The organism is Dactylosporangium darangshiense (assembly GCF_039537565.1).
GTDB lineage: Bacteria > Actinomycetota > Actinomycetes > Mycobacteriales > Micromonosporaceae > Dactylosporangium > Dactylosporangium darangshiense.
The window spans coordinates 345,890-365,119 of record NZ_BAABAT010000004.1 but is presented as its reverse complement, the minus strand read 5'-3'; the positions used below and the strand labels follow the sequence as shown (position 1 = coordinate 365,119).

The 19,230-nt window shown below is 71.7% G+C and carries 19 protein-coding genes and 1 tRNA gene; 7 read left to right on the top strand and 13 right to left on the bottom strand.

Going from position 1 to position 19,230, the window contains the following annotated elements:
- Window positions 1–37: 37 nt before the first annotated feature.
- From ABD901_RS11560 to ABD901_RS11545, 4 genes are read left to right on the top strand one after another with little or no spacing between them, the layout of a single operon-like run.
- The gene (locus ABD901_RS11560) at window positions 38–649 is read left to right on the top strand and encodes an RNA polymerase sigma factor (protein WP_345124277.1); all 612 of its coding nucleotides are present in this window, start codon (window positions 38–40) and stop codon (window positions 647–649) included.
- A complete protein-coding gene (locus ABD901_RS11555) occupies window positions 639–1,907 on the top strand; it encodes a beta propeller repeat protein (protein WP_345124275.1) in 1,269 nt (422 codons plus the stop codon). The genes ABD901_RS11560 and ABD901_RS11555 overlap by 11 nt, the downstream gene beginning before the upstream one ends.
- Window positions 1,908–1,954: 47 nt before the next feature.
- On the top strand, window positions 1,955–2,443 hold the full coding sequence (locus ABD901_RS11550) for an RNA polymerase sigma factor (protein ID WP_345124272.1): 489 nt from the start codon (window positions 1,955–1,957) through the stop codon (window positions 2,441–2,443).
- Entirely contained in the window at window positions 2,436–3,632 is a 1,197-nt protein-coding gene (locus ABD901_RS11545) for a hypothetical protein (RefSeq protein ID WP_345124269.1), read from the top strand. The genes ABD901_RS11550 and ABD901_RS11545 overlap by 8 nt, the downstream gene beginning before the upstream one ends.
- Before the next feature lie 553 nt (window positions 3,633–4,185).
- Here ABD901_RS11545 and galE read toward each other — a convergent pair.
- Complete coding sequence (galE, locus tag ABD901_RS11540; protein WP_345124267.1) at window positions 4,186–5,157, bottom strand: UDP-glucose 4-epimerase GalE; 972 nt, start codon at window positions 5,155–5,157, stop codon at window positions 4,186–4,188.
- A gap of 85 nt (window positions 5,158–5,242) precedes the next feature.
- Here galE and ABD901_RS11535 point away from each other — a divergent pair, with 85 nt between their 5' ends.
- On the top strand, window positions 5,243–6,040 hold the full coding sequence (locus tag ABD901_RS11535; protein WP_345124265.1) for a hemolysin family protein: 798 nt from the start codon (window positions 5,243–5,245) through the stop codon (window positions 6,038–6,040).
- A gap of 11 nt (window positions 6,041–6,051) precedes the next feature.
- On the opposite strand, the gene cysN is transcribed toward ABD901_RS11535, so the two are convergent.
- The 9 genes from cysN to ABD901_RS11490 all read right to left on the bottom strand — a co-directional run bounded on the left by cysN (window position 6,052) and on the right by ABD901_RS11490 (window position 14,014).
- The gene (gene cysN, locus ABD901_RS11530; protein ID WP_345124262.1) at window positions 6,052–7,341 is read right to left on the bottom strand and encodes a sulfate adenylyltransferase subunit CysN; all 1,290 of its coding nucleotides are present in this window, start codon (window positions 7,339–7,341) and stop codon (window positions 6,052–6,054) included.
- A 2-nt stretch (window positions 7,342–7,343) separates the two neighbouring features.
- Complete coding sequence (gene cysD, locus ABD901_RS11525; RefSeq protein WP_345124260.1) at window positions 7,344–8,252, bottom strand: sulfate adenylyltransferase subunit CysD; 909 nt, start codon at window positions 8,250–8,252, stop codon at window positions 7,344–7,346.
- A 16-nt stretch (window positions 8,253–8,268) separates the two neighbouring features.
- Entirely contained in the window at window positions 8,269–9,027 is a 759-nt protein-coding gene (locus tag ABD901_RS11520; RefSeq protein ID WP_345124257.1) for a 3'(2'),5'-bisphosphate nucleotidase CysQ, read from the bottom strand.
- Entirely contained in the window at window positions 9,028–9,585 is a 558-nt protein-coding gene (locus ABD901_RS11515) for a sugar transferase (RefSeq protein WP_345124255.1), read from the bottom strand. It lies immediately after the preceding gene.
- An 8-nt stretch (window positions 9,586–9,593) separates the two neighbouring features.
- A complete protein-coding gene (gene pth / locus ABD901_RS11510; RefSeq protein ID WP_345124253.1) occupies window positions 9,594–10,181 on the bottom strand; it encodes an aminoacyl-tRNA hydrolase in 588 nt (195 codons plus the stop codon).
- Window positions 10,182–10,256: 75 nt separating this feature from the next.
- Entirely contained in the window at window positions 10,257–10,871 is a 615-nt protein-coding gene (locus tag ABD901_RS11505; protein WP_345124251.1) for a 50S ribosomal protein L25/general stress protein Ctc, read from the bottom strand.
- Between the two features lie 529 nt (window positions 10,872–11,400).
- The gene (locus ABD901_RS11500) at window positions 11,401–12,381 is read right to left on the bottom strand and encodes a ribose-phosphate diphosphokinase (protein WP_345124249.1); all 981 of its coding nucleotides are present in this window, start codon (window positions 12,379–12,381) and stop codon (window positions 11,401–11,403) included.
- A gap of 33 nt (window positions 12,382–12,414) precedes the next feature.
- Complete coding sequence (gene glmU, locus ABD901_RS11495; RefSeq protein ID WP_380136974.1) at window positions 12,415–13,896, bottom strand: bifunctional UDP-N-acetylglucosamine diphosphorylase/glucosamine-1-phosphate N-acetyltransferase GlmU; 1,482 nt, start codon at window positions 13,894–13,896, stop codon at window positions 12,415–12,417.
- A gap of 43 nt (window positions 13,897–13,939) precedes the next feature.
- Window positions 13,940–14,014, bottom strand: a tRNA-Gln gene (locus ABD901_RS11490).
- 233 nt (window positions 14,015–14,247) lie between these two features.
- Between ABD901_RS11490 and ABD901_RS11485 the strand changes: the two genes are divergently transcribed.
- Window positions 14,248–15,225 carry an acyl-CoA desaturase gene (locus ABD901_RS11485; protein WP_345124244.1) on the top strand — a complete coding sequence of 326 codons (978 nt, stop codon included), beginning with the start codon at window positions 14,248–14,250 and terminating at the stop codon, window positions 15,223–15,225.
- 77 nt (window positions 15,226–15,302) lie between these two features.
- Window positions 15,303–15,905 carry a TetR family transcriptional regulator gene (locus tag ABD901_RS11480; RefSeq protein ID WP_345124601.1) on the top strand — a complete coding sequence of 201 codons (603 nt, stop codon included), beginning with the start codon at window positions 15,303–15,305 and terminating at the stop codon, window positions 15,903–15,905.
- A 59-nt stretch (window positions 15,906–15,964) separates the two neighbouring features.
- Here the strand turns inward: ABD901_RS11480 and ABD901_RS11475 are convergent, their stop codons facing one another.
- The 3 genes from ABD901_RS11475 to ABD901_RS11465 are packed head-to-tail and all read right to left on the bottom strand — an operon-like array spanning window position 15,965 to window position 19,227.
- Window positions 15,965–16,435 (bottom strand): DUF4383 domain-containing protein, encoded by a 471-nt coding sequence (locus ABD901_RS11475; protein ID WP_345124241.1) that lies wholly within the window; start codon window positions 16,433–16,435, stop codon window positions 15,965–15,967.
- Between the two features lie 20 nt (window positions 16,436–16,455).
- On the bottom strand, window positions 16,456–18,264 hold the full coding sequence (locus tag ABD901_RS11470) for an ABC-F family ATP-binding cassette domain-containing protein (RefSeq protein WP_345124239.1): 1,809 nt from the start codon (window positions 18,262–18,264) through the stop codon (window positions 16,456–16,458).
- A 15-nt stretch (window positions 18,265–18,279) separates the two neighbouring features.
- The gene (locus ABD901_RS11465; protein WP_345124236.1) at window positions 18,280–19,227 is read right to left on the bottom strand and encodes a 4-(cytidine 5'-diphospho)-2-C-methyl-D-erythritol kinase; all 948 of its coding nucleotides are present in this window, start codon (window positions 19,225–19,227) and stop codon (window positions 18,280–18,282) included.
- Between the last annotated feature and the right edge of the window lie 3 nt (window positions 19,228–19,230).

Sequence of the window (19,230 nt, the reverse complement as noted above, 5' to 3'; positions counted from 1 at the left end):
TCTGTCTGGATAGCGTGACGGGTGAGGGAGGTGGCGTGTGGGTGAGGAGCTCGAGGCGCGTGAGGCCGTGCGCGACGCATACCAGGCGCACTACCGCCGGCTCGTCGCCGCCCTGTATGCGCTGACCGGCGACCATGCCGAGGCGCAGGACCTCGTCCAGGAGGCCTACGCGCGGGCGCTGGCCCGGCCCCGGCAGTTCCTCGACGTCGCCGACCCTGAGGCGTGGCTGCGCACCGTCGCCATGAACCTTGCACGCACCCGCTGGCGCCGCCGCCGCCTGTTCGACACACTGGTGCGCAGCGGCCGGGTCGCCCGTCCGGTGGAAAGCGTGCCCGGCGTCGACCCCAACCGGGTCGCCCTGGTCGCCGCCCTGCAGCAACTGTCGCAGGCCACGCGGGAGACGATCGTGCTGCACCATCTGGCCGACATGTCCGTGCACGAGGTGGCCGACGCGCTCGGCGTGCCCGTCGGCACGGTCAAGGCGCGCCTGTCCCGCGGCCGCGCCATGCTCGCCACCCTGCTCAGCGACGAGGCCGGCGGGGACGACCAGCGCCGGAGCACGCCGGCGCCGCCGCCGCCCACGCACGCGCGCACCACGCCGGTCCAGGTGCGCCCCGATCCGGGGCAGGAGGTGCGCGATGCGCCCTGACCTGGACTTCCGCACCCTCCGAGCGCAGATCGAGGCGGCCACCTGGGTCCCCGACTTCACCGCGCTCTACCGCCGCGCCGGCCGGGTCCGGCTGCGCGACCGGATGGCGGTGGCCGGCGCCCTCGTCGGCACGCTCGCCGTCCTCGCGCCGGTCGCGCTCGCCGGGATCTTCGGCCGCCCGGCCCCCAACGTCCTGGGCCCCAACCCGGACCTCGCCGACACCACGTCGCCGTCGGTCGCGCCGAGCTCCACCGCCGGCTACTCGTCGACGATCACCGTGCTCGCCGCCGCCGGCAACCTGCCCAACCTGGTCGCCGCCGTCGACGTCTGCGTGGAGTCGCCGCAGGCCCGCCGCTGCAGCCTGCAGGTCACCGCGTTCGGCGACAAGGCCGAGCGGCGCACGCCCTACGTGCTCGACGCGCTGCGGTCCAGCCCGCTGGACAAGATCAGCGGGGTGCAGCTGATCCGCATCGCGCCCGACACGTTCATGCTCAGCGGCGAGGTCAGCGGCGCGTCGCGCTCCAACGTGCGCTTCCGGCTCACCGACGACCCGCAGGCCTCGCGCAGCGGGCAGCCGGTCATCGGGCCCAGCGAGCACCTGCCGCTGGGCACCGCGGACCGGGCGGTGCAGCTGGTGCAGTACGGCGACCTCTTCGGCGTCCGCGAGAGCGACGGCACGATGAGCCTCATCGGCCAGCCGTCCATGGCCAGGCGCACCGTCGTGTCCGGGCTGCCGTCCGCCGCCGGCTGGTGGGTGACCGGCGCCGACCTGCACACCGGCGCACCGGCCGTCGCCGTGAGCACCGACCAGGGCCAGATCTGGCTGGCGCGCACCCTCGACGCACCGGCCGGCATCGACGTGCCGACCGTGGTGAGCCAGGACGGGCACAATGCCTGGGCCTTCGTGCGGTACACCCGGCAGATCAGGCTCTTCCGCACGAGCGACGGCGGCGCGAACTGGCGCGAGGTCCGCACGTCGATCGAGCTCCCGGCGTCGCTGAAGACGCTGGAGAACCGCCCATTCGGCGTCCTCATCCGGCCCGATCGCTCGCTGCTGCTGTGGTTCCAGGCCGACGGCGCCACGCTGTTCCTGGAGAGCAAGGACGGCGGCGAGAGCTTCGTGACCGGCTCGGGCCCGGGCGGTGCCATCGCTCCCGTCGACAACGGCTTCGCGTCCCTGGGCGAACCGGCCAGGGTATCCACGGACGCGCACGCCTGGCAGGAGGCAGACCTGTCCGCCACCGTGCTGCCAAACTGACCGCGAATCGCGGGAACCGCGCGGCCGCCCCAGGGATCGTTGAGGGCGTGGGCGACGTCGCGGAGGTGTACCACGCCTGCTACCGCAGGCTCGTGGTGCAGCTCTTCGCGTTCACCACGGACCTGACCGAGGCCCAGGACGCCGTGCAGGAGGCGTTCGCGCGGGCCGTGGCGCGCCCGCGCGGGTTCGCCGGCATCGACAACCCCGAGGCCTGGCTGCGCACCGTCGCACTCAACGTCGTGCGCCGACGATGGCGGCGGCGCCGGGTCCTCGACGTGATCCTCCTGCGCGAACGCCCGCTGCACGAGCCCATCGCACCCGACCACACCGACCTTCGAACCGACCTGTCCGAGGCGCTCGACGCCATCCCACGCAGCTACCGGGAGGTCATCGTGCTGCACTACTACGCCGACCTCAGCGTGGAGGAGATCGCCGCCGCGCTGAACGTTCCCGCCGGCACCGTGAAGTCCCGCCTGTCCCGCGGCCGCGCGGCGCTGGCGGCCCGCCTCGACGGTTACGAGGTGGCCCGTGCCTGACCAGCTCGATTCCCGGCTCCGGGCGGAGCGCGACCGGCTCGACATCGAGCAGCCGCCCCTGTCCGTCATCGCCGCGCGGGCCGACGCCCTGCGCCGCCGGCGCCTCGCCGCCCGGGCCGGCGTCGCCGCCCTGGCCGCCCTGGCCGTGACCGGCGTCGCCGTGGCCGCCGTGCGCGACGACCGCACCGCGCCGCCGGTCGTCGCCGCTTCCCCGACCGACCCGGCCCGCGCCTGGACCACCGAGGGCATCACGATCGACGGCCTGCCGCAGCTTCCGCAGGACCTGCCCGGCACGGTCCGCGACGCCGAGTTCCTCGACGCCGATCGGGGCTTCCTGGTGACGGCGGACTGTTGTACCGCATGGGTCAGCGCAACCACCGACGGCGGCCGGACCTGGCACACGAGCCTCTCCCCGGTCCCGGGCATGCCCTCCCTCGTCGCCGGCGCGGACGCGGTCACCCTGATCGGCACCGGCCCCGACCACCCGCGCGCCACCAGCTCGGACGGCGAGCACTGGACCTCCGGCGGCTCGGCGGCGCCCGAGCCCGCCCCGCTGATCGGCGGCTCCCGCCTCGTGCCGCTGGACTCCCCCGCCTGCGGCTCCCGGACCGCCGCCGTGACCGGCGCCGCGCTGTCCCTCGTGCCGCAGCAACCCCCCATCACCGCCTGCTGGTGGTCCCCGGTCCGCGCGGGCGACGGCTCGTGGTGGGTCGGCGGCCGCGACACGCAGGGCCGCCCGGCCTTGGCGGTCACCCGCGACGGCGGCGCATCCTGGCAGGTCAGCTCGTTCCCCGGCTTCCCGTCGACGGCGTACGCCAGGGCCGCGATGCTGGGCCACGCGGTCTACGCCACGGTGGTACAGCCCGAGCCCGACGCCGACCGCCTGCTGGCCGTGGCATCGTCGGACGACGGCGGCGCGACCTTCGCCGCGGCGCACCCGACGGCGGGCCAGGCCACGATCGGCGGCGACCTGGTCCCCCTGGTCGACGGGCGCCTGCTGATCGTGAACGGCTACGGTGACTGGCTGCTCTCGTCGGACTCCGGCGTGTCGTGGCACCACCTGGAGGGCCTGCACAAGACGATGCGCCTGGCCCGCACGGAGGCCGGCTACGTGGCGTACGAGATGGCCACCATCTACACCGCATTCTCCGCCGACGGCGCGACCTGGCAGAAGCTCAACGCCCAGTGACCGGCGTTTTCTCTCCACGATCATGCAAAACCGGCCCACGGGCGGGTCGAAAACGCATGATCGTGGAAACAAAACGCCGCTGGCCGCCGGGAGCGCACCCTGCGGGCGCCGACGTACTCGTCGGGTGCGCAGCGGAGTGCGCCCTGAACACCGATAAGTCGGGCGCTGGCGCGCCACGACTTATCGGATTTTTCGCCTGTCAGGGTATATATCCGACAAGTCGTGGCACGGAGTGCCCGACTTGTCGGATAATCCAGCCCGCCGGCGCGACTCACGTTTGTGGGCCGCGCCGGTCGAGGAGCCGGCCGCCCGGCGAACCGGCTCGGGCGCGCCGGAGCCGCGTGAGGCCGGCGAACCGGCTCAGGGCGCCGGAGCCGCGTGCGGCGCGCGACCCCAAGTTGTGGGCCGTGCCGGTCAGAGCCCGCCGCCCGGCAAACCGGCGCTGGCGCGCCGGAGCCGCGTGCGAGGCCGGCGAACCGGCGCGGGCGCGCCGGGGTCGCGTGCGCGGCCTGCGGCGAGGCGGGTCAGGCGGCGGGGGGCGCGGGTGGGTGGGTCAGCGCTGCATGAAGGACCAGGCGTCGGCGACCATCGTCGACAGGTCCGGGTGCTGCGGCGTCCAGGCGAGCTCGTGCTTGGCCTTGTCGGACGACGCGACCAGCTGGGCCGGGTCGCCGGGGCGGCGCGGTGCCATCTCGACCGGGACCGGGTGGCCGGTGACCTCGCGGACGACGTCGACGACCTGGCGGTTGGAGAAGCCGGTGCCGTTGCCCAGGTTGTAGACGCGGTGGCCCGGGCCGTCCATCGTCGACAGTGCGAGCAGGTGCGCCGCGCCCAGGTCGGCGACGTGGATGTAGTCGCGGATGTTCGTGCCGTCGAAGGTGTCGTAGTCGTCGCCGAAGAGCTGCAGCTTCTCGCGGCGGCCCGCGGCGACCTGCAGGGCGATCGGGATCAGGTGCGTCTCCGGGTCGTGGCGCTCGCCGATCATCGAGCCGTCGGGGCGGCGCAGGGCGCCGGCGACGTTGAAGTACCGCAGGCTCACCGCGGAGAAGCCGTGTGCGGTGGCGAAACCCGTGAGGGCGTGGTCCGCGGCCAGCTTCGAGGTCGCATACGGGTTCGGGGGGCGCACCGCGGCCGTCTCGGGGATGGGGACCGCGTCCGGGTCGCCGTACACGTTGGCGGTCGAGGAGAAGACCAGCTTGCGCACGCCGGCGGACAGCATCGCGTCGAGCAGGCGCAGGGTGCCCACCGCGTTGTTGTCCCAGTACTTCTCCGGGCGCTGCACGCTCTCGCCGGCGGCGATGAAGGCGGCGAAGTGCAGCACGCCGTCGAAGCCGGCCTCCAGGTTCAACAGGTCGCCGGCGGCGTCGTGCACGCGGCCCTGCACGAACGTCGCGCCGGCCGGCACCGCCTCGGCGTGGCCGGTGGAGAGATCGTCGAGCACCACCACCTCGTGGCCGGCGTCCAGCAGCAGTGCGGTGACGACGCTGCCGATGTAGCCGGCACCCCCGGTGACGAGCAGCTTCACTACAACCTCCCAAAAGTCGACGTGTTCAAACAAAGTTACACGTCGCGCATGAACGAGCGGGAGCGGGACGCCTACACTTTGTGTCATGCCGGAGCCTGGCCCCGGAAACATACGGCAGGCTGTGGCCGCCCTGTTGAGCCGCTGGGCGGAGCGTCTTCACGCTACGCCGGTCCGGCCGCGGATATCCGAGGCCGAGCTGCGGACGCTCATCACGGTGAACACGGGGACCGGGCACGTGCGCGAGGTCATGGTCCCGCGCACCGAGGTGGTCTTCCTCGACTCGGCGCTCACGGTCGCCGATGCCATCCATGCGGTACGCCGAGCCAGGCACTCCCGCTTCCCGGTCATCGCCGGCGACCCGGACGACGTGCTCGGCTTCGTGCACGTGCGCGACCTGACGCTGCTGCCCGCCGTCGACCCGGCCCTGACGCTGCGCCACCTGACCCGCGAGGTGAAGCGCCTGCCGGCCAGCAAGCGGGTGCTCGCCGCGCTGTCGGAGATGCGCCGCGAGGGCCATCACCTGGCGGTCGTCGTCGACGAGTACGGCGGGACGGCCGGCATCGTCACGCTCGAGGACCTGATCGAGGAGCTCGTCGGGGAGATCCACGACGAGTACGACGCGCCGCCCGCGCCGCCGCGGGTGGACGAGGTCGACGGGCGGCTCAACCTGGCCGACCTCGCCGAACGCACCGGGCTGACGCTGCCGGCCGGGCCCTACGAGACGGTGGCCGGCTTTCTCATGGCGCGGCTGGGCCGGGTGCCGGCCGTCGGCGACAACGTGCGCCACGACGGCTGGCGCCTGCAGGTGAGCACCGTGGAGGGGCGACGCGTCGCCCGGGTGTCGGTGGCGCGGCCGGTTCCCCCGCCGCGCTCGCCGTCGTAGCGGCCGGACGCTCAGCCGGCCTCGATGATCATCCCGGCGCCGACCGTGCGGTTGGTCGACTCGTCGATGATGATGAACCCGCCGGTCGTGCGGTTGCGGCGGTACTCGTCGGCCAGCAACGGCACCGTCGTGCGCAGCTTCACGCGGCCGATCTCGTTGAGCGACAGCTGCGTCGCGGACTCGTCCCGGTGCAGCGTGTTGACGTCCAGCCGGTACTGCAGCCCGCGGACCACGGTGCGCGCCGAGCGGGTCGTGTGCTTGATCGCGTACTTGCCGCCGACGGTCAGCGGGCGGGTCTCGTCCATCCAGCAGATCATCGCCTCGATGTCCTGCGCGACGGCCGGAGCGTTGTTGGGCCGGCAGATCATGTCGCCGCGGGCGATGTCGATCTCGTCGGCGAGGCGGATCGTCACCGACATGGGCGGGTAGGCCTCGCGCAGCTCCCCGTCGGCCGTCTCGATGTGCGTGATCTTCGTGGTGAACCCGGACGGCAGCACCATGACCTCGTCGCCGGGCTTCATGACGCCGCTGGCGATCTGGCCCGCGTAGCCGCGGTAGTCCGACACCGTGGTCGACTGCGGCCGGATCACGTACTGCACCGGGAACCGCACGTCGACGAGGTTGCGGTCGGAGGCGATGTGCACGTGCTCGAGGTGGTGCAGCAGGGAGGGCCCCTCGTACCACGGCATGTTCTCGCTGCGCGTGACGAGGTTGTCGCCGTGCAGCGCCGAGATCGGGATGACCGTCAGGTCGGGCGCCTCGAGCTTGGCCGCGAACGAGGTGAACTCGTCGGCGATGCGCTCGAAGACCTCCTGCGAGTAGTCGACGAGGTCCATCTTGTTCACGCAGAGCACCAGGTGCGGCACGCGCAGCAGCGAGCACAGGAACGCGTGGCGGCGCGACTGCTCGACCAGGCCCTTGCGCGCGTCGACCAGGATCAGCGCCAGGTCGGCGGTCGAGGCGCCGGTGACCATGTTGCGGGTGTACTGGATGTGGCCCGGCGTGTCGGCGATGATGAACTTGCGCCGCGGGGTGGCGAAGTAGCGGTACGCCACATCGATCGTGATGCCCTGCTCGCGCTCGGCGCGCAGGCCGTCGGTGAGCAGCGCCAGGTTGGTGTACTCGTCGCCGCGCGAGCGCGAGGTCGCCTCGACCGCCTCCAGCTGGTCCTCGAAGATCGCCTTCGAGTCGTACAGCAGCCGCCCGATCAGCGTCGACTTGCCGTCGTCGACCGAGCCGGCGGTCGCGAAGCGCAGGAGGTCCATCTGCCGCTGCTGCGGCGTCTCCAGAACGGCGGTCATGTTTAGAAGTACCCCTCACGCTTGCGGTCTTCCATGGCCGCCTCGCTCACCTTGTCATCGCCCCGGGTCGCGCCCCGCTCGGTGATCCGCGTGGCCGCGACCTCGTCGATCACCTTCTCGATCGTGTCGGCGTCGCTGCGCACCGCGGCGGTGCAGCTGGCGTCGCCGACCGTGCGGTAGCGCACGGTCTCGACGAACGGCGTCTCCCCCGCCTTGAGCGGCAGGAACTCGTTGATCGCGTAGAGCATCCCGCCCCGGTCCACGACCTCGCGGTCGTGCGCGTAGTAGATGCTCGGCAGGTCGATGCCCTCGCGGGCGATGTAGTGCCAAACGTCGAGCTCGGTCCAGTTGGACAGCGGGAAGACGCGGATCGACTCGCCGGGCGCGATCCGGGCGTTGTACAGCGCCCAGAGCTCGGGCCGCTGGTTGCGCGGGTCCCACTGGCCGAAGTCGTCGCGGAAGCTGAACACCCGCTCCTTGGCGCGCGCCTTCTCCTCGTCGCGGCGAGCACCGCCGAAGAGGGAGTCGAAGCGGTACTTCTCGACCGCATCGAGCAGCACCGGCGTCTGGATCCGGTTGCGCATCCCGTCGGCCGACTCGCGCACCATGCCCGAGTCGATCGCCTCCTGGACGCTCGCCACGATCAGCTGCACGTTGAGGTCGGCCACGCGGCGGTCGCGGTAGGCGAGCACCTCCGGGAAGTTGTGGCCGGTGTCGACGTGCATGACCGGGAACGGGATGCGTCCGGGCGCGAAGGCCTTCTCGGCGAGCCGCAGCATCACGATCGAGTCCTTGCCGCCGGAGAACAGCAGCACGGGTCGCTCGAACTCGGCGACCACCTCGCGCATGATGAAGAGGCTCTCGGCCTCGAGGGCGTCCAGATGGGACACGCGATAGGGCGCGCGGCTCATGGTTCGGCGGGACCTTTCAGCTGTTGATGGCGGCGAGCAGTGACGGTGCCAATGCTTTCCGACACACCACCAGGTCGGGCAGGCGGGGATCGGGCTGGTTGTATTCCAACGTAGTCCCGTCGATACGGGAAGCGTGCAGCCCCGTGGCGAGAGCCACAGCGACCGGCGCGGCCGAGTCCCACTCGTACTGCCCGCCGGCGTGGACGTAGGCGTCGACGGCCCCGTCGATCACGGCGGCGATCTTGGCGCCGGCCGAGCCCATGGGCACCAGCTCGATCGGCAGCTTCTGGGCCAGCTCCGCGAGCAGCGCGGGCGGGCGGGTGCGGCTGGCGGCCAGCCGGATCGGCTCGCCCTGCACGCCGGGCATCGGCGGGAACGGCGGCGGGACGTCGGTGCCGAGCACGCAGTGCTGCGCGGGCAGCGCCACGGCGCCGGCGACCAGGCGGCCGGCGTACAGCGCCACGTGGACGGCCCAGTCGGCGCGCCCCTCCTCGCCGAACTCGCGGGTGCCGTCCAGCGGATCGATGATCCAGACGCGCTCGGCGCGCAGGCGTGCCGGGCTGTCCTTGCCCTCCTCCGACAGCACGGCGTCGGCGGGGCGCCAGCGCTCGAGCTGCTCGACCAGCAGCTCGTGTGACAGCCGGTCACCGGCCTTGCGCAGCGCGTCAGGATCGCTGTAGCCCATCTCCTCGCGCAGCTTGAGCAGCATGTCTCCGGCGCGCTGGGCCAGCCAGCGGGCGAACCCGCCGTCGGTGGCGGGTGGTAGGTCGGTCATTCAGTACGCTCCAGCCCTCGGGCAACCGCCCTCAACGTCCGCAGCATGATCACCAGGTCGAGCGAGAGCGACCGGGTCTTCCACATGCTGCAGGTCGAGGCGGACCGCTTCGTCCCACGATAGGTCGGACCGGCCGGACATCTGCCACAGGCCGGTCATCCCGGGCCGCACAGCCAGCCGGCGCCGGGCGTCGTCCGGATACACGGCGACCTCCTCCGGCAGCGGCGGGCGCGGCCCGACCAGCGACATGCTGCCGCCGATCACCTGAGCAGCTGCGGCAGCCCGTCGAGCGAAAACTTGCGCAGAAGCCGCCGGACGCGGGTCGTTGCGCGGTTTGAACAGCGCGCCGTCGACTTCGTTGAGGTGCCGCGGCTCGGCGAGGCGGGCTTCGGCGTCGATGTGCATGGTGCGGAACTCGAAGGTCACGAACTCGTGACCGTCCTTGCCGACTCTTATCTGACGGAACATTACCGGCCCGGTGGAGTCCACGCGAACCACAAGCGCCAGAAAGGCCAGAATCCGGCGGGCGAGCGCCAGATCGACGAGGGCCTCGACCAAAGGGCCGTTCAGTCGGCGTGGTACCGGTTCTGGGCCTGTTCGAGGCCCTGGTCGATGATCATCTCGACCGCGTCCGCGGCCCGGTCGACGAAGTAGTCGAGCTCCTTGCGCTCGACCGCCGAGAAGTCGGACAGCACGAAGTCGGCGGGGTTCTGCCGGCCCGGCGGGCGGCCGACGCCGAAGCGCACCCGCAGGTAGTCCTTGCCGCCCAGCGAGCTCGACATCGAGCGCAGGCCGTTGTGGCCGCCCTCGCCGCCGCCCTGCTTGAGGCGCAGCTGGGTCCACGGGATGTCGAGCTCGTCGTGCACCGCGATGACCTGCTCCCGCGGCACCTTGTAGAACTGCGCCAGGCCGGCGACGGGGCCGCCGGACAGGTTCATGTACGTGAGCGGCTTCATCAGCACCAGGCGCGGGCCGCCGACGCGCAGCCGGCCCTCGGCCACGTCGGCGACCACCCGGCGGTGCCGGCCGAAGCGCAGGCCGGCGCGCTGGGCGAGCAGGTCGGCGACCATGAAGCCGACGTTGTGGCGGTGGCGGGCGTACTCCGGGCCCGGGTTGCCCAGCCCGACGACCAGCCACGGCGCGAGGTCAGTCACCAAAACCCTCCTCCACACACACGACAGGGCCGCGGGTCACCATGACGGCGATCCGCGGCCCTGCGCAAAACTGGATCAGGCCTCGGCGGCGGCCGCCGCGGGCTCCTCCGCGGCCTCCTCGCCGCCAGCGGCCTCGACGGCCTGGGCCTGCGCGACCGTGATGACCGCGATGATCAGCCCGGGGTCGGCGGCGAGCTCGACGCCGGCCGGGAGCGTCACGTCGGCGGCGGTCACGTGGCTGCCGGCCTCCCGGCCCTCGATCGAGGCCTCGAGGTGCTCCGGGAGCTTGGTCGCGTCGGCCAGGACCGAGAGCGTGGTGCTCTCGTGCATGACCAGCGTCTCGCGGGCCGCCTCGCCGGTCAGCTGGACCGGGATGTCGACCGTGACCTTCTCGCCGCGGCGCACGACCAGCAGGTCGACGTGGTCGAAGGTGTCCTTGATCGGGTCGCGCTGGATCGCCTTCGGCAGGGCCAGGGCGGCGCTGCCGTCGGAGATCTCGATGTTGAAGACCTGGGTCATGCCGCCGTGGCGAATGGCCGCGGCGAACTCACGGGCGGGCAGGGCGATGTGGCGGGGCTTCTCGCCGTGGCCGTACAGCACGGCGGGCACCTTGCCGGCCCGGCGCGTGCGGCGGGCACCACCCTTGCCGAACTCGGTGCGGGGCTCGGCGCTGATCTTTACCTCGGACACGACAAAACTCCTGATGCGGTTTGTGCGGCGGGCACCGGCCGGCGCGACCGGTAACAGTTGTCCCAGAACGTTTTGGTCTCTGCTGCGGTGCTCGGGCGAGGAGGCGCACGGGGCACGGGCCCGGAGCACCGCGTCGATCACGGAGCCCGCTCGGCCGTCATGCTGGTTCTTGTGTGACCGCCGGGGTGATAAGCACCCGGCGGTCACACAAGAACCGCACGCCCGGCCCGTGGGAGCACCCTCGCCGTGGCAACCGCACTAGCTTACCCGAGGCAGTCGCGGGCCCCTACACCCTCCCCGCCCGGTTGTGCAGATCACGCTGTGCTTCGCGGTCGCTGCGCTCCCTCCCCAGTGGGGGGCTCCGCCCGCCCACACCCCCTGGCACACTTCCTCACCCTGGTCGCATAGAGCGCCGGGTTCGTCGCGGGCGAGGTCGGGGCGGTTTTTCGGCGGATCAGGACAGGCCGCCGAAAAAGAGGATCCAGGACCGGCCGCCGAAGAGAGGATCCAGGACCGGCCGCCGAAAAAACTAGGACAGGCCGCCGAAGAGGGTCGTCACGGAGCCGTCGTCGAAGACCTCGCGGATGGCGCGGGCCAGCAGCGGGGCGATGGACAGCTGGGTGATCTTCTCGACCTTGCGGTCGGGCGGCAGCGGCAGGGTGTTGGTGACCACGACCTCGCTGATCCGGCTGACGTCTAGGCGCTCGCAGGCCGGGTCGGACAGCACCGGGTGGGTCGCGGCGACCACGACCTCGGCGGCGCCCTCGTTGAAGAGGATGTCGGACGCCGAGACGATCGTGCCGCCGGTGTCGATCATGTCGTCGACGATCAGGCAGACGCGCCCCTCGACCTCGCCGACCACCCGGTTGGCCACCACCTGGTTGGGCTTGCTGGGGTCGCGGGTCTTGTGGATGAAGGCGAGCGGGCAGCCGCCGAGGCGGTCGGTCCAGCGCTCGGCGACCCGCACCCGGCCGGAGTCCGGCGCCACGACGGTGATCGGGCGTCCGGCGTACTTGGCCTCGATGTGGTCGGCCAGCGTGTTCATGGCGAACAGGTGGTCGACCGGGCCGTCGAAGAAGCCCTGGATCTGCGCGGTGTGCAGGTCGACGGTGAGGATGCGGTTGGCGCCCGCGGTCTTGAGCAGGTCCGCGACCAGGCGGGCCGAGATCGGCTCCCGGCCGCGGTGCTTCTTGTCCTGCCGCGCGTACGGGTAGAAGGGCAGCACCACCGTGGTGCGCTTGGCCGAGCCGCGCTTGAGCGCGTCGACCATGATCAGCGTCTCCATCAGCCAGTCGTTGATCGGCTGGACCATCGACTGCACGACGAACGCGTCCGAACCGCGGACCGACTCGCGGTACCGGATGAAAATCTCACCGCTGGCGAAGTCGTATGCGTCCATGGGGGTCGGGTCGACCCCCAGCACCGCACCGATCTCCTCGGCCAGCGCGGGATACCCCCGGCCGGAGAAGAGCATGAGGTTCTTGCGGTTCTCCGAACTGATGCTGGCCATTGGGGTCGCCCGCTCCCGATCTCGTGGTTGCGCTCATTGTTCGTCGCGGGGCAGCGTTTCGCCCACTTGACCGGCGCCTCCGTGTTCTTCTTCACCGCCCGCGGCGTCGAGAGCGGCCCTGGCGGCCTGTGCGGCGGCACTGCCGGACCGCTTACGTTCGACCCATCCCTCGATGTTGCGCTGCGGGGCCCGGGACACGCCGAGCGCGCCCGGCGGGACGTCCTTGATGATGACGCTACCCGCGGCGGTGTAGGCCCCGTCGCCCACGTGGACGGGCGCGACGAACATGTTGTCGGCGCCGGTGCGGGCGTGCGCGCCGATCACGGAGCGCTGTTTGCGCACGCCGTCGTAGTTGACGAAGACGGTGGCGGCGCCGATGTTGGTGTGCTCGCCGATGGTGGCGTCGCCGACGTAGGACAGGTGCGGCACCTTGGCTCCCTCGCCGAGGGTGGCCGCCTTCGTCTCTACGAACGTGCCGACCTTCGACTTGCGACCGAGCTGTGTGCCGGGACGCAGGTAGGCGAATGGCCCGACGGAGGCCTGCGGCCCGATCTCGGAGGAGACGGCGTGCGTGCGCACGACCGCCGCCCCGGGGCCGACGACCACGTCGATGAGCGAGGTGTCCGGGCCGATCACGGCGCCCTCACCGATGCTCGTGGCGCCTCGCAGGTGGACGTTGGGCTCGATGACCGCGTCGCGCTCGAGCCTCACGGTCACGTCGATCCAGGTGGTGGCCGGGTCGATGATGGCCACGCCGGAGCGCATCCACTCGTCGTTGATCCGGTCGCGCATGATCGCCCGCAGGCCGGCCAGCTCGGCGCGGTCGTTGGCGCCGAGGGTCTCGGTGGCGTCGGGCGAGCGGTGGGCCACGATCGGCGCGCCGGCGGCGGCGAGCATGCCGATGACGTCGGTGAGGTACTCCTCGCCCTGCTCGTTGTCCGTGGAGAGCTTGCCGAGCATCTCGCGCAGCGCGGCGGCCTCGAAGACGTACGCCCCCGAGTTGATCTCCCGGATCGCCCGCTGCGCCGGCGTGGCGTCGCGCTCCTCGACGATCGCGGAGAACTCGCCGCCCCGGTTGCGCACGATCCGCCCGAAGCCGGTCGGGTCGGCGACCTCGGCCGTGAGCACCGTGGCGGACGCCTTCCAGGCCTCGTGCGTGTGCACGAGCGCGGCCAGCGTGTCGGGGCGCAGCAGCGGGATGTCGCCGTTGAGCACGACCACGGTGCCGGTGAGCTCCGGTGCGGCCTCCAGGGCGATGCGCACGGCGTGCCCGGTCCCTCGCCGCTCCGCCTGGGTCACCGCCACCACCTCGGGCGCGACCTCGGCGAGGTGCTCGCGGACCTGGTCCCCGCCGTGTCCCACCACCACTGCAACCGTGCCGTGATCCAGGAACGGCTCGGCGGCGGCCAGCACGTGCCCGAGCAGCGTGCGGCCGAGCAGGGGGTGCAGGACCTTGGGGACCGACGACTTCATCCGCTTGCCTTCGCCAGCGGCCAGGATGATCACGTTTCTCACGCAGCGCTCCTCGACGGTGTCGGTGCGCCTCATCGTAGTCAGGTGGCTGGGGTGCCTGGATTCGAACCAGGACTGCGAGGCTCCAAAGGCCTGCGGGCTGCCGTTACCCCACACCCCATCACCGTGCACCCAAAGCCTAACGTGCGCGTCGATCCCCTTTTGCCCGAGGGGCGCGTTCCCTCACCCGAAGACCTGATCAGCCGATCGAGTGAGGGCAACACCGGATGAAGATCACACGAAGCGAGCGGTAATCGACTTGACACGGGCTTCGTATGGCCAACCTACGCCTCCGTAAGTTACGGTGACGTAGGCGTAGCCCCCGCCCGGCCACGATTCCTTTTGAGAGGTGCCATGTCCGTTTCGGTCCTTGATCCAGCGCCCAGCGAGAGCCCCGACCGGAGCCCGAAGCCGCTCACCGAGGGCAAGCAGCAGCCCTGGATCATCGTGGCACTGTGGGCCTTCGTGGTCCTGCCGTTCGTCGCGCTCGTCGCCGCCGTCCCGGTCGCGTGGGGATGGGGCCTGAACTGGCTCGACGTCGTGCTCGGCACGGTCTTCTACGTCATCGGCGGCCTGGGCATCGGGACCGGGTTCCACCGCTATCTCACCCACGGCTCCTTCAAGGCCAACCGCGGGCTGCGCATCGCGCTGACGATCGCCGGCAGCACCGCGATCGAGGGCAACCCGACGCAGTGGGTCGCCGACCACCGCCGCCACCACGCGTTCTCCGACCGCGAGGGCGACCCGCACTCGCCGTGGCGATTCGGCGAGTCCTTCGGCGGCCTGGTCAAGGGCCTGTTCTACGCCCACGTGGGCTGGCTGTTCTTCCGCGAGCTCTCCAACCGCGAGCGCTTCGCCCCGGACCTCATGGCCGACAAGGACATCCAGCGCATCGACAAGGCCTTCCCGCTGATCGTCACCCTGTCGGCGACGCTGCCCGCGATCATCGCCGGCCTGGTCACCTGGTCGTGGCAGGGCGCGCTGTCGGCGTTCTTCTGGGCCGGCCTGGTCCGCATCGGCCTGCTGCACCACGTCACCTGGTCGATCAACTCGATCTGCCACGTCTACGGCGAGCGGCCCTTCGAGACCCGCGATGGCGACCGGGCCAGCAACTTCTGGCCGCTGGCGATCCTGTCCTTCGGCGAGAGCTGGCACAACCTGCACCACTCCGACCCGACCAGCGCCCGCCACGGCGTCGACAAGGGCCAGATCGACATCAATGCCCGGCTGATCTGGATCTTCGAGAAGTTCGGCTGGGCGACCAACGTCCGCTGGCCCCGCCAAGACCGCCTCGACGCCAAGCGCGTGGCGACTGGCACGATGAACGGGTGACCGACCGCCCGGAGGACGACGAGCAACCACGCCCGCCCGTCCCGCCGCCCTCGATCCCGACCAAGGGTCGCGTGCGGATGTCCTCCGCGCAGCGGCGCGAGCAGCTCATCGCGATCGGGCGGGCGCTGTTCGCCGAGCGGGGCTTCGACGCCACCTCCATCGAGGAGGTGGCGTCGCGCGCGAAGGTGTCCAAGCCGGTGGTGTACGAGCACTTCGGCGGCAAGGAGGGCCTCTACGCGGTCGTCGTCGACCGGGAGGTCCGCTCGCTGCTGGACCGGATCACCAACGCGCTGACCGCCGGGCACCCGCACGAGCTGCTCGAGCAGGCCGCGCTCGCCCTGCTGGACTACATCGAGTCGGAGACCGACGGCTTCCGGGTCCTCGTGCGTGAGTCGCCGGTGATGTCCACGACCGGCAACTTCATGAGCGTGCTCAACGACGTGGCGCACCAGGCGGAGCACATCCTCGGCGCGGAGTTCAAGCGCCGGGGCTTCGACCCCAAGCTCGCCGAGCTGTACTCCCAGGCCCTCGTCGGCATGGTGGCGCTGACCGGCCGGTGGTGGCTGGAGGTGCGCAAGCCCAAGAAAGAGGTCGTGGCCGCGCACCTGGTCAACCTCGCCTGGAACGGCCTGTCCAACATGGAGGGCAAGCCGACCCTCGTCACCCGCGTGGGGAAATAACGAACGAGGGGCGAACATCGGCCGGCGGCCGATATGTCGCCCCTCACGCGGATGCGGTGTTACGCCACGCGGGCGCTGTGGCGGTGCGCCTCCTCGGCGCGGGCGGCGGTCAACGAGCCGACCCGGTCGTAGAGGCTCGCGATGCCGGTGACGGCGGCGAGGATGAACGTGACGATCACGTTGACCATCGAGAAGGCGAGGACGTTCGCCTCGGTCTGCATGACGGCCAGCGAGAACATGCCGACCACGGTCAGCACGACGCCGGCGAGCTGGTTGATGTGGTGCGCGACGTTGCGGCCGATGAGGTTGGCGCCGAGCACTACCACGCCGGCGACGAGCGACAGCAACGAGAACGCCGGGTTGGTGCGCAGGCCGAGGACCCATTCGGCCTCGTCGCGCGTGAAGAACTCGGCGCCGGAGGTCTGCACGAAGCCGACCACGCCGAAAACCAGCATGTAGAGGCCCGCCAACGCGCTGAGCAGCCGATACAGCGGCCGGAGGTGGTGGTTGATCGGAAAGTGAGCGGCCATGGGGCAATCCTAAGGCGGGCTCACCCGGCGATCTCGGCCAGGGCGAGCCATTGCTCCTCGATTTCGGCCTTCTCCTGTTGTACCGCCCGCAGCTCGGCGTCCAGCGCGGTGATCCTGGAGTAGTCGGTGGCGTGCTCGGCCAGCTCGGCGTGCAGCGCCTCCTCCTTCTGGGAGAGCCGGTCCATGGTCCGCTCCAGCTTGGCGAGCTCCTTCTTGGCCGCCCGCTGGTCCTTCTCGCTGGCCCGCAGGTCGGCCGGGCGCTCGGCGGCGGCAGCGGCGGTGGCCGGCTTGGCCGCGGCGGCGGGAGCGAAGCCGGCGGAGTCCGTGACGTGCTCGAGGTACTCGTCCACGCCGCCCGGCAGGTGCACCAACCGGCCGTCGCCGTACATGCCGTAGACGGTTTCGGCGACGCGCTCGACCAGATAGCGGTCGTGGCTGGCCACCACGAGGGTGCCCGGCCACGTGTCGAGGAGGTCCTCGAGCGCGGCGAGCGTGTCGATGTCCAGGTCGTTGGTCGGCTCGTCGAGCAGCAGCACGTTGGGCTCGGTCGCCAGCAGCCGCAGCAGCTGCAGCCGGCGCCGCTCGCCGCCGGAGAGGTCGGCGACCGGCGTCCAGACGCGGGCGCCGGTGAAGCCGAAGACCTCGGCCAGCTGGGCCGCGGAGAGCTCGCGGTCGCCGAGGCGCACCCGCTTGGCGACCTCCTCGACCGCCTCGAGCAGCCGCAGGTTGTTGGGCAGCTCGCGCAGCTCCTGCGACAGGAACGCGGCGCGGACGGTGGTGCCGCGCACGACCCGGCCGCCGTCGGGCTCGCGCACGCCGGCGAGCACGCGCAGCAGCGTGGTCTTGCCGGCGCCGTTGGCGCCCAGCACGGCGATGCGGTCGCCCGGGCCGACGATCCAGTCCGCGCGCTCGAGCAGGGTCCGCTCCCCCGCCCGCAGGCGCACCCCGTCCAGCTCGTACACCTGCTTGCCCAGCCGCGTCACGGCGAGGCGCTGCAGCGACACGGTGTCGCGGGCGGGCGGGACGTCCGCGATGAGCGCGTTGGCGGCGTCGATGCGGAACTTCGGCTTGCTGGTGCGCGCCGGCGGCCCGCGGCGCAGCCAGGCGATCTCCTTGCGCAGCAGGTTCTGCCGGCGGGACTCGGTCTCGGCCGCGACCCGCACGCGCTCGGCCCGCGCCAGCGTCCAGGCCGCGTAGCCGCCCTCGTAGGAGCGCACGGTCGCGTCGGCGACCTCCCACGTGCTGGTGCACACCGCGTCGAGGAACCACCGGTCGTGTGTGACGACGATGAGGGCGCCGCGGCGCTGCAGCAGGTGCCGGGCCAGCCAGGCGATGCCGGCCACGTCGAGGTGGTTGGTCGGCTCGTCGAGGATGAGCAGGTCGGCCGGGCGCACCAGCAGCGCGGCGAGCGCGACGCGGCGCCGCTCGCCGCCGGACATCGGCCCGACGGGCGCGTCCAGGCCCAGGTGCGGCATGCCCAACCCGTTGAGCACCATGCGCACGCCGGCGTCGCCCGCCCACTCGTGCTCGGCGGCGAAACCGGCCGGCAGCCATGCGGTACCGACGATGACGTCCCGGACCGACGCCGTGGGCGGCAGGTCGAGGCTCTGCGGGAGTGCCGCCACGCGCAGGTCGCGCCGGTGTGTGACGCGGCCGGCGTCGGGCTCCTCGTCCTTCGTGAGCATGCGCAGCAGGGTCGTCTTGCCGGCGCCGTTGAGCCCGACGATGCCGATCCGGTCGCTGTCGTCGATGCCGAGGGAGACCTCGTCGAAGATGCGGCCGGCCGGGTACGCCTTGGAGACTTTGTCCAGGTTGACGATATTCGCCATTTAAAGAACCGCCATCTACAGAACTCGTGCGCCGGGGACAGGACCGACCGCGGTGCGCACGGCGCGGCAGCAGCGGCTTTCCTCCAGATCGGCGGCGATGAGCGCGGCGTGGCGCGCGTCCTCGGCCAGGAACACGCAGGTCGGCCCGGAGCCGGAGATCATGCCGGCCAGCGCGCCGGCGTCGAGCCCCGCGTCGAGGACCTGCTGCAGCTCGGGGCGCAGATGCAGGGCCGCGGCCTGCAGGTCGTTGGCGAGCTCGTTGGCGAGGACCTCGGGGTTGCGCTGGCGCAGGGCGGCCATGAGCCCGTCGGGCGGCCCGGCGCTGGTGTGCCCGCCGAGCTCGTCGAAGGCGCGGTACACCACCGGCGTGGACAGCCCCTCCTCTGCGACCGCGAGCACCCAGTGCCACGTGTGCCCGCCGGTGAGGATCGGGCTGACCAGCTCGCCCCGGCCGGTGCCGAGCGCGGTGCCGCCGAGCACCAGGAACGGGATGTCCGAGCCGAGCGTCGCGGCGATGACGGCGAGGTCGTCGCGGGACAGCCCGGTGCCCCACAGCTGGTCGCAGGCCACGAGCGCGGCGGCCGCATCGGCGCTGCCGCCGGCGAGCCCGGCCGCGATCGGGATCTGCTTCTTCAGGTGCAGCCTTGCGTGCGCATCGTGCCCGGTCTCCGCGGCCAGCGCCCGCACGGCGCGCATGACGAGGTTGTCCTCGCCGAGCGACAGCTCGCCGGTGCCCTCGCCCTCCATGGTGAGCGTCAGCGTGTCGCCGCGGCGCGCGGTGATCTCGTCATAGAGGCCGATCGCGTGGTACACCGTGGTCAGCTCGTGGAACCCGTCCGACCGGACGGGCCCGACGTGCAGGTGGAGGTTGATCTTCGCGGGCACGCGCACTCGGACCGGTCCGTGCGCGGCCAGGCGCGGCCGGTCGAACTCCTCGTCCTCGGAGAAGAGCGGCTCGGTCACTGC

What these genes read in the sequence shown, in the direction of transcription:
- ABD901_RS11535 (WP_345124265.1), top strand. Translation starts at nt 5,243, where the DNA reads ATGCCGGAGCCTGGCCCCGGAAACATACGGCAGGCTGTGGCCGCCCTG.
- ABD901_RS11485 (WP_345124244.1), top strand. Translation starts at nt 14,248, where the DNA reads ATGTCCGTTTCGGTCCTTGATCCAGCGCCCAGCGAGAGCCCCGACCGG.
- ABD901_RS11555 (WP_345124275.1), top strand. Translation starts at nt 639, where the DNA reads ATGCGCCCTGACCTGGACTTCCGCACCCTCCGAGCGCAGATCGAGGCG.
- ABD901_RS11470 (WP_345124239.1), bottom strand. Translation starts at nt 18,264, where the DNA reads ATGGCGAATATCGTCAACCTGGACAAAGTCTCCAAGGCGTACCCGGCC.
- ABD901_RS11480 (WP_345124601.1), top strand. Translation starts at nt 15,303, where the DNA reads ATGTCCTCCGCGCAGCGGCGCGAGCAGCTCATCGCGATCGGGCGGGCG.
- cysD (WP_345124260.1), bottom strand. Translation starts at nt 8,252, where the DNA reads ATGAGCCGCGCGCCCTATCGCGTGTCCCATCTGGACGCCCTCGAGGCC.
- cysN (WP_345124262.1), bottom strand. Translation starts at nt 7,341, where the DNA reads ATGACCGCCGTTCTGGAGACGCCGCAGCAGCGGCAGATGGACCTCCTG.
- ABD901_RS11475 (WP_345124241.1), bottom strand. Translation starts at nt 16,435, where the DNA reads ATGGCCGCTCACTTTCCGATCAACCACCACCTCCGGCCGCTGTATCGG.
- ABD901_RS11520 (WP_345124257.1), bottom strand. Translation starts at nt 9,027, where the DNA reads ATGACCGACCTACCACCCGCCACCGACGGCGGGTTCGCCCGCTGGCTG.
- ABD901_RS11500 (WP_345124249.1), bottom strand. Translation starts at nt 12,381, where the DNA reads ATGGCCAGCATCAGTTCGGAGAACCGCAAGAACCTCATGCTCTTCTCC.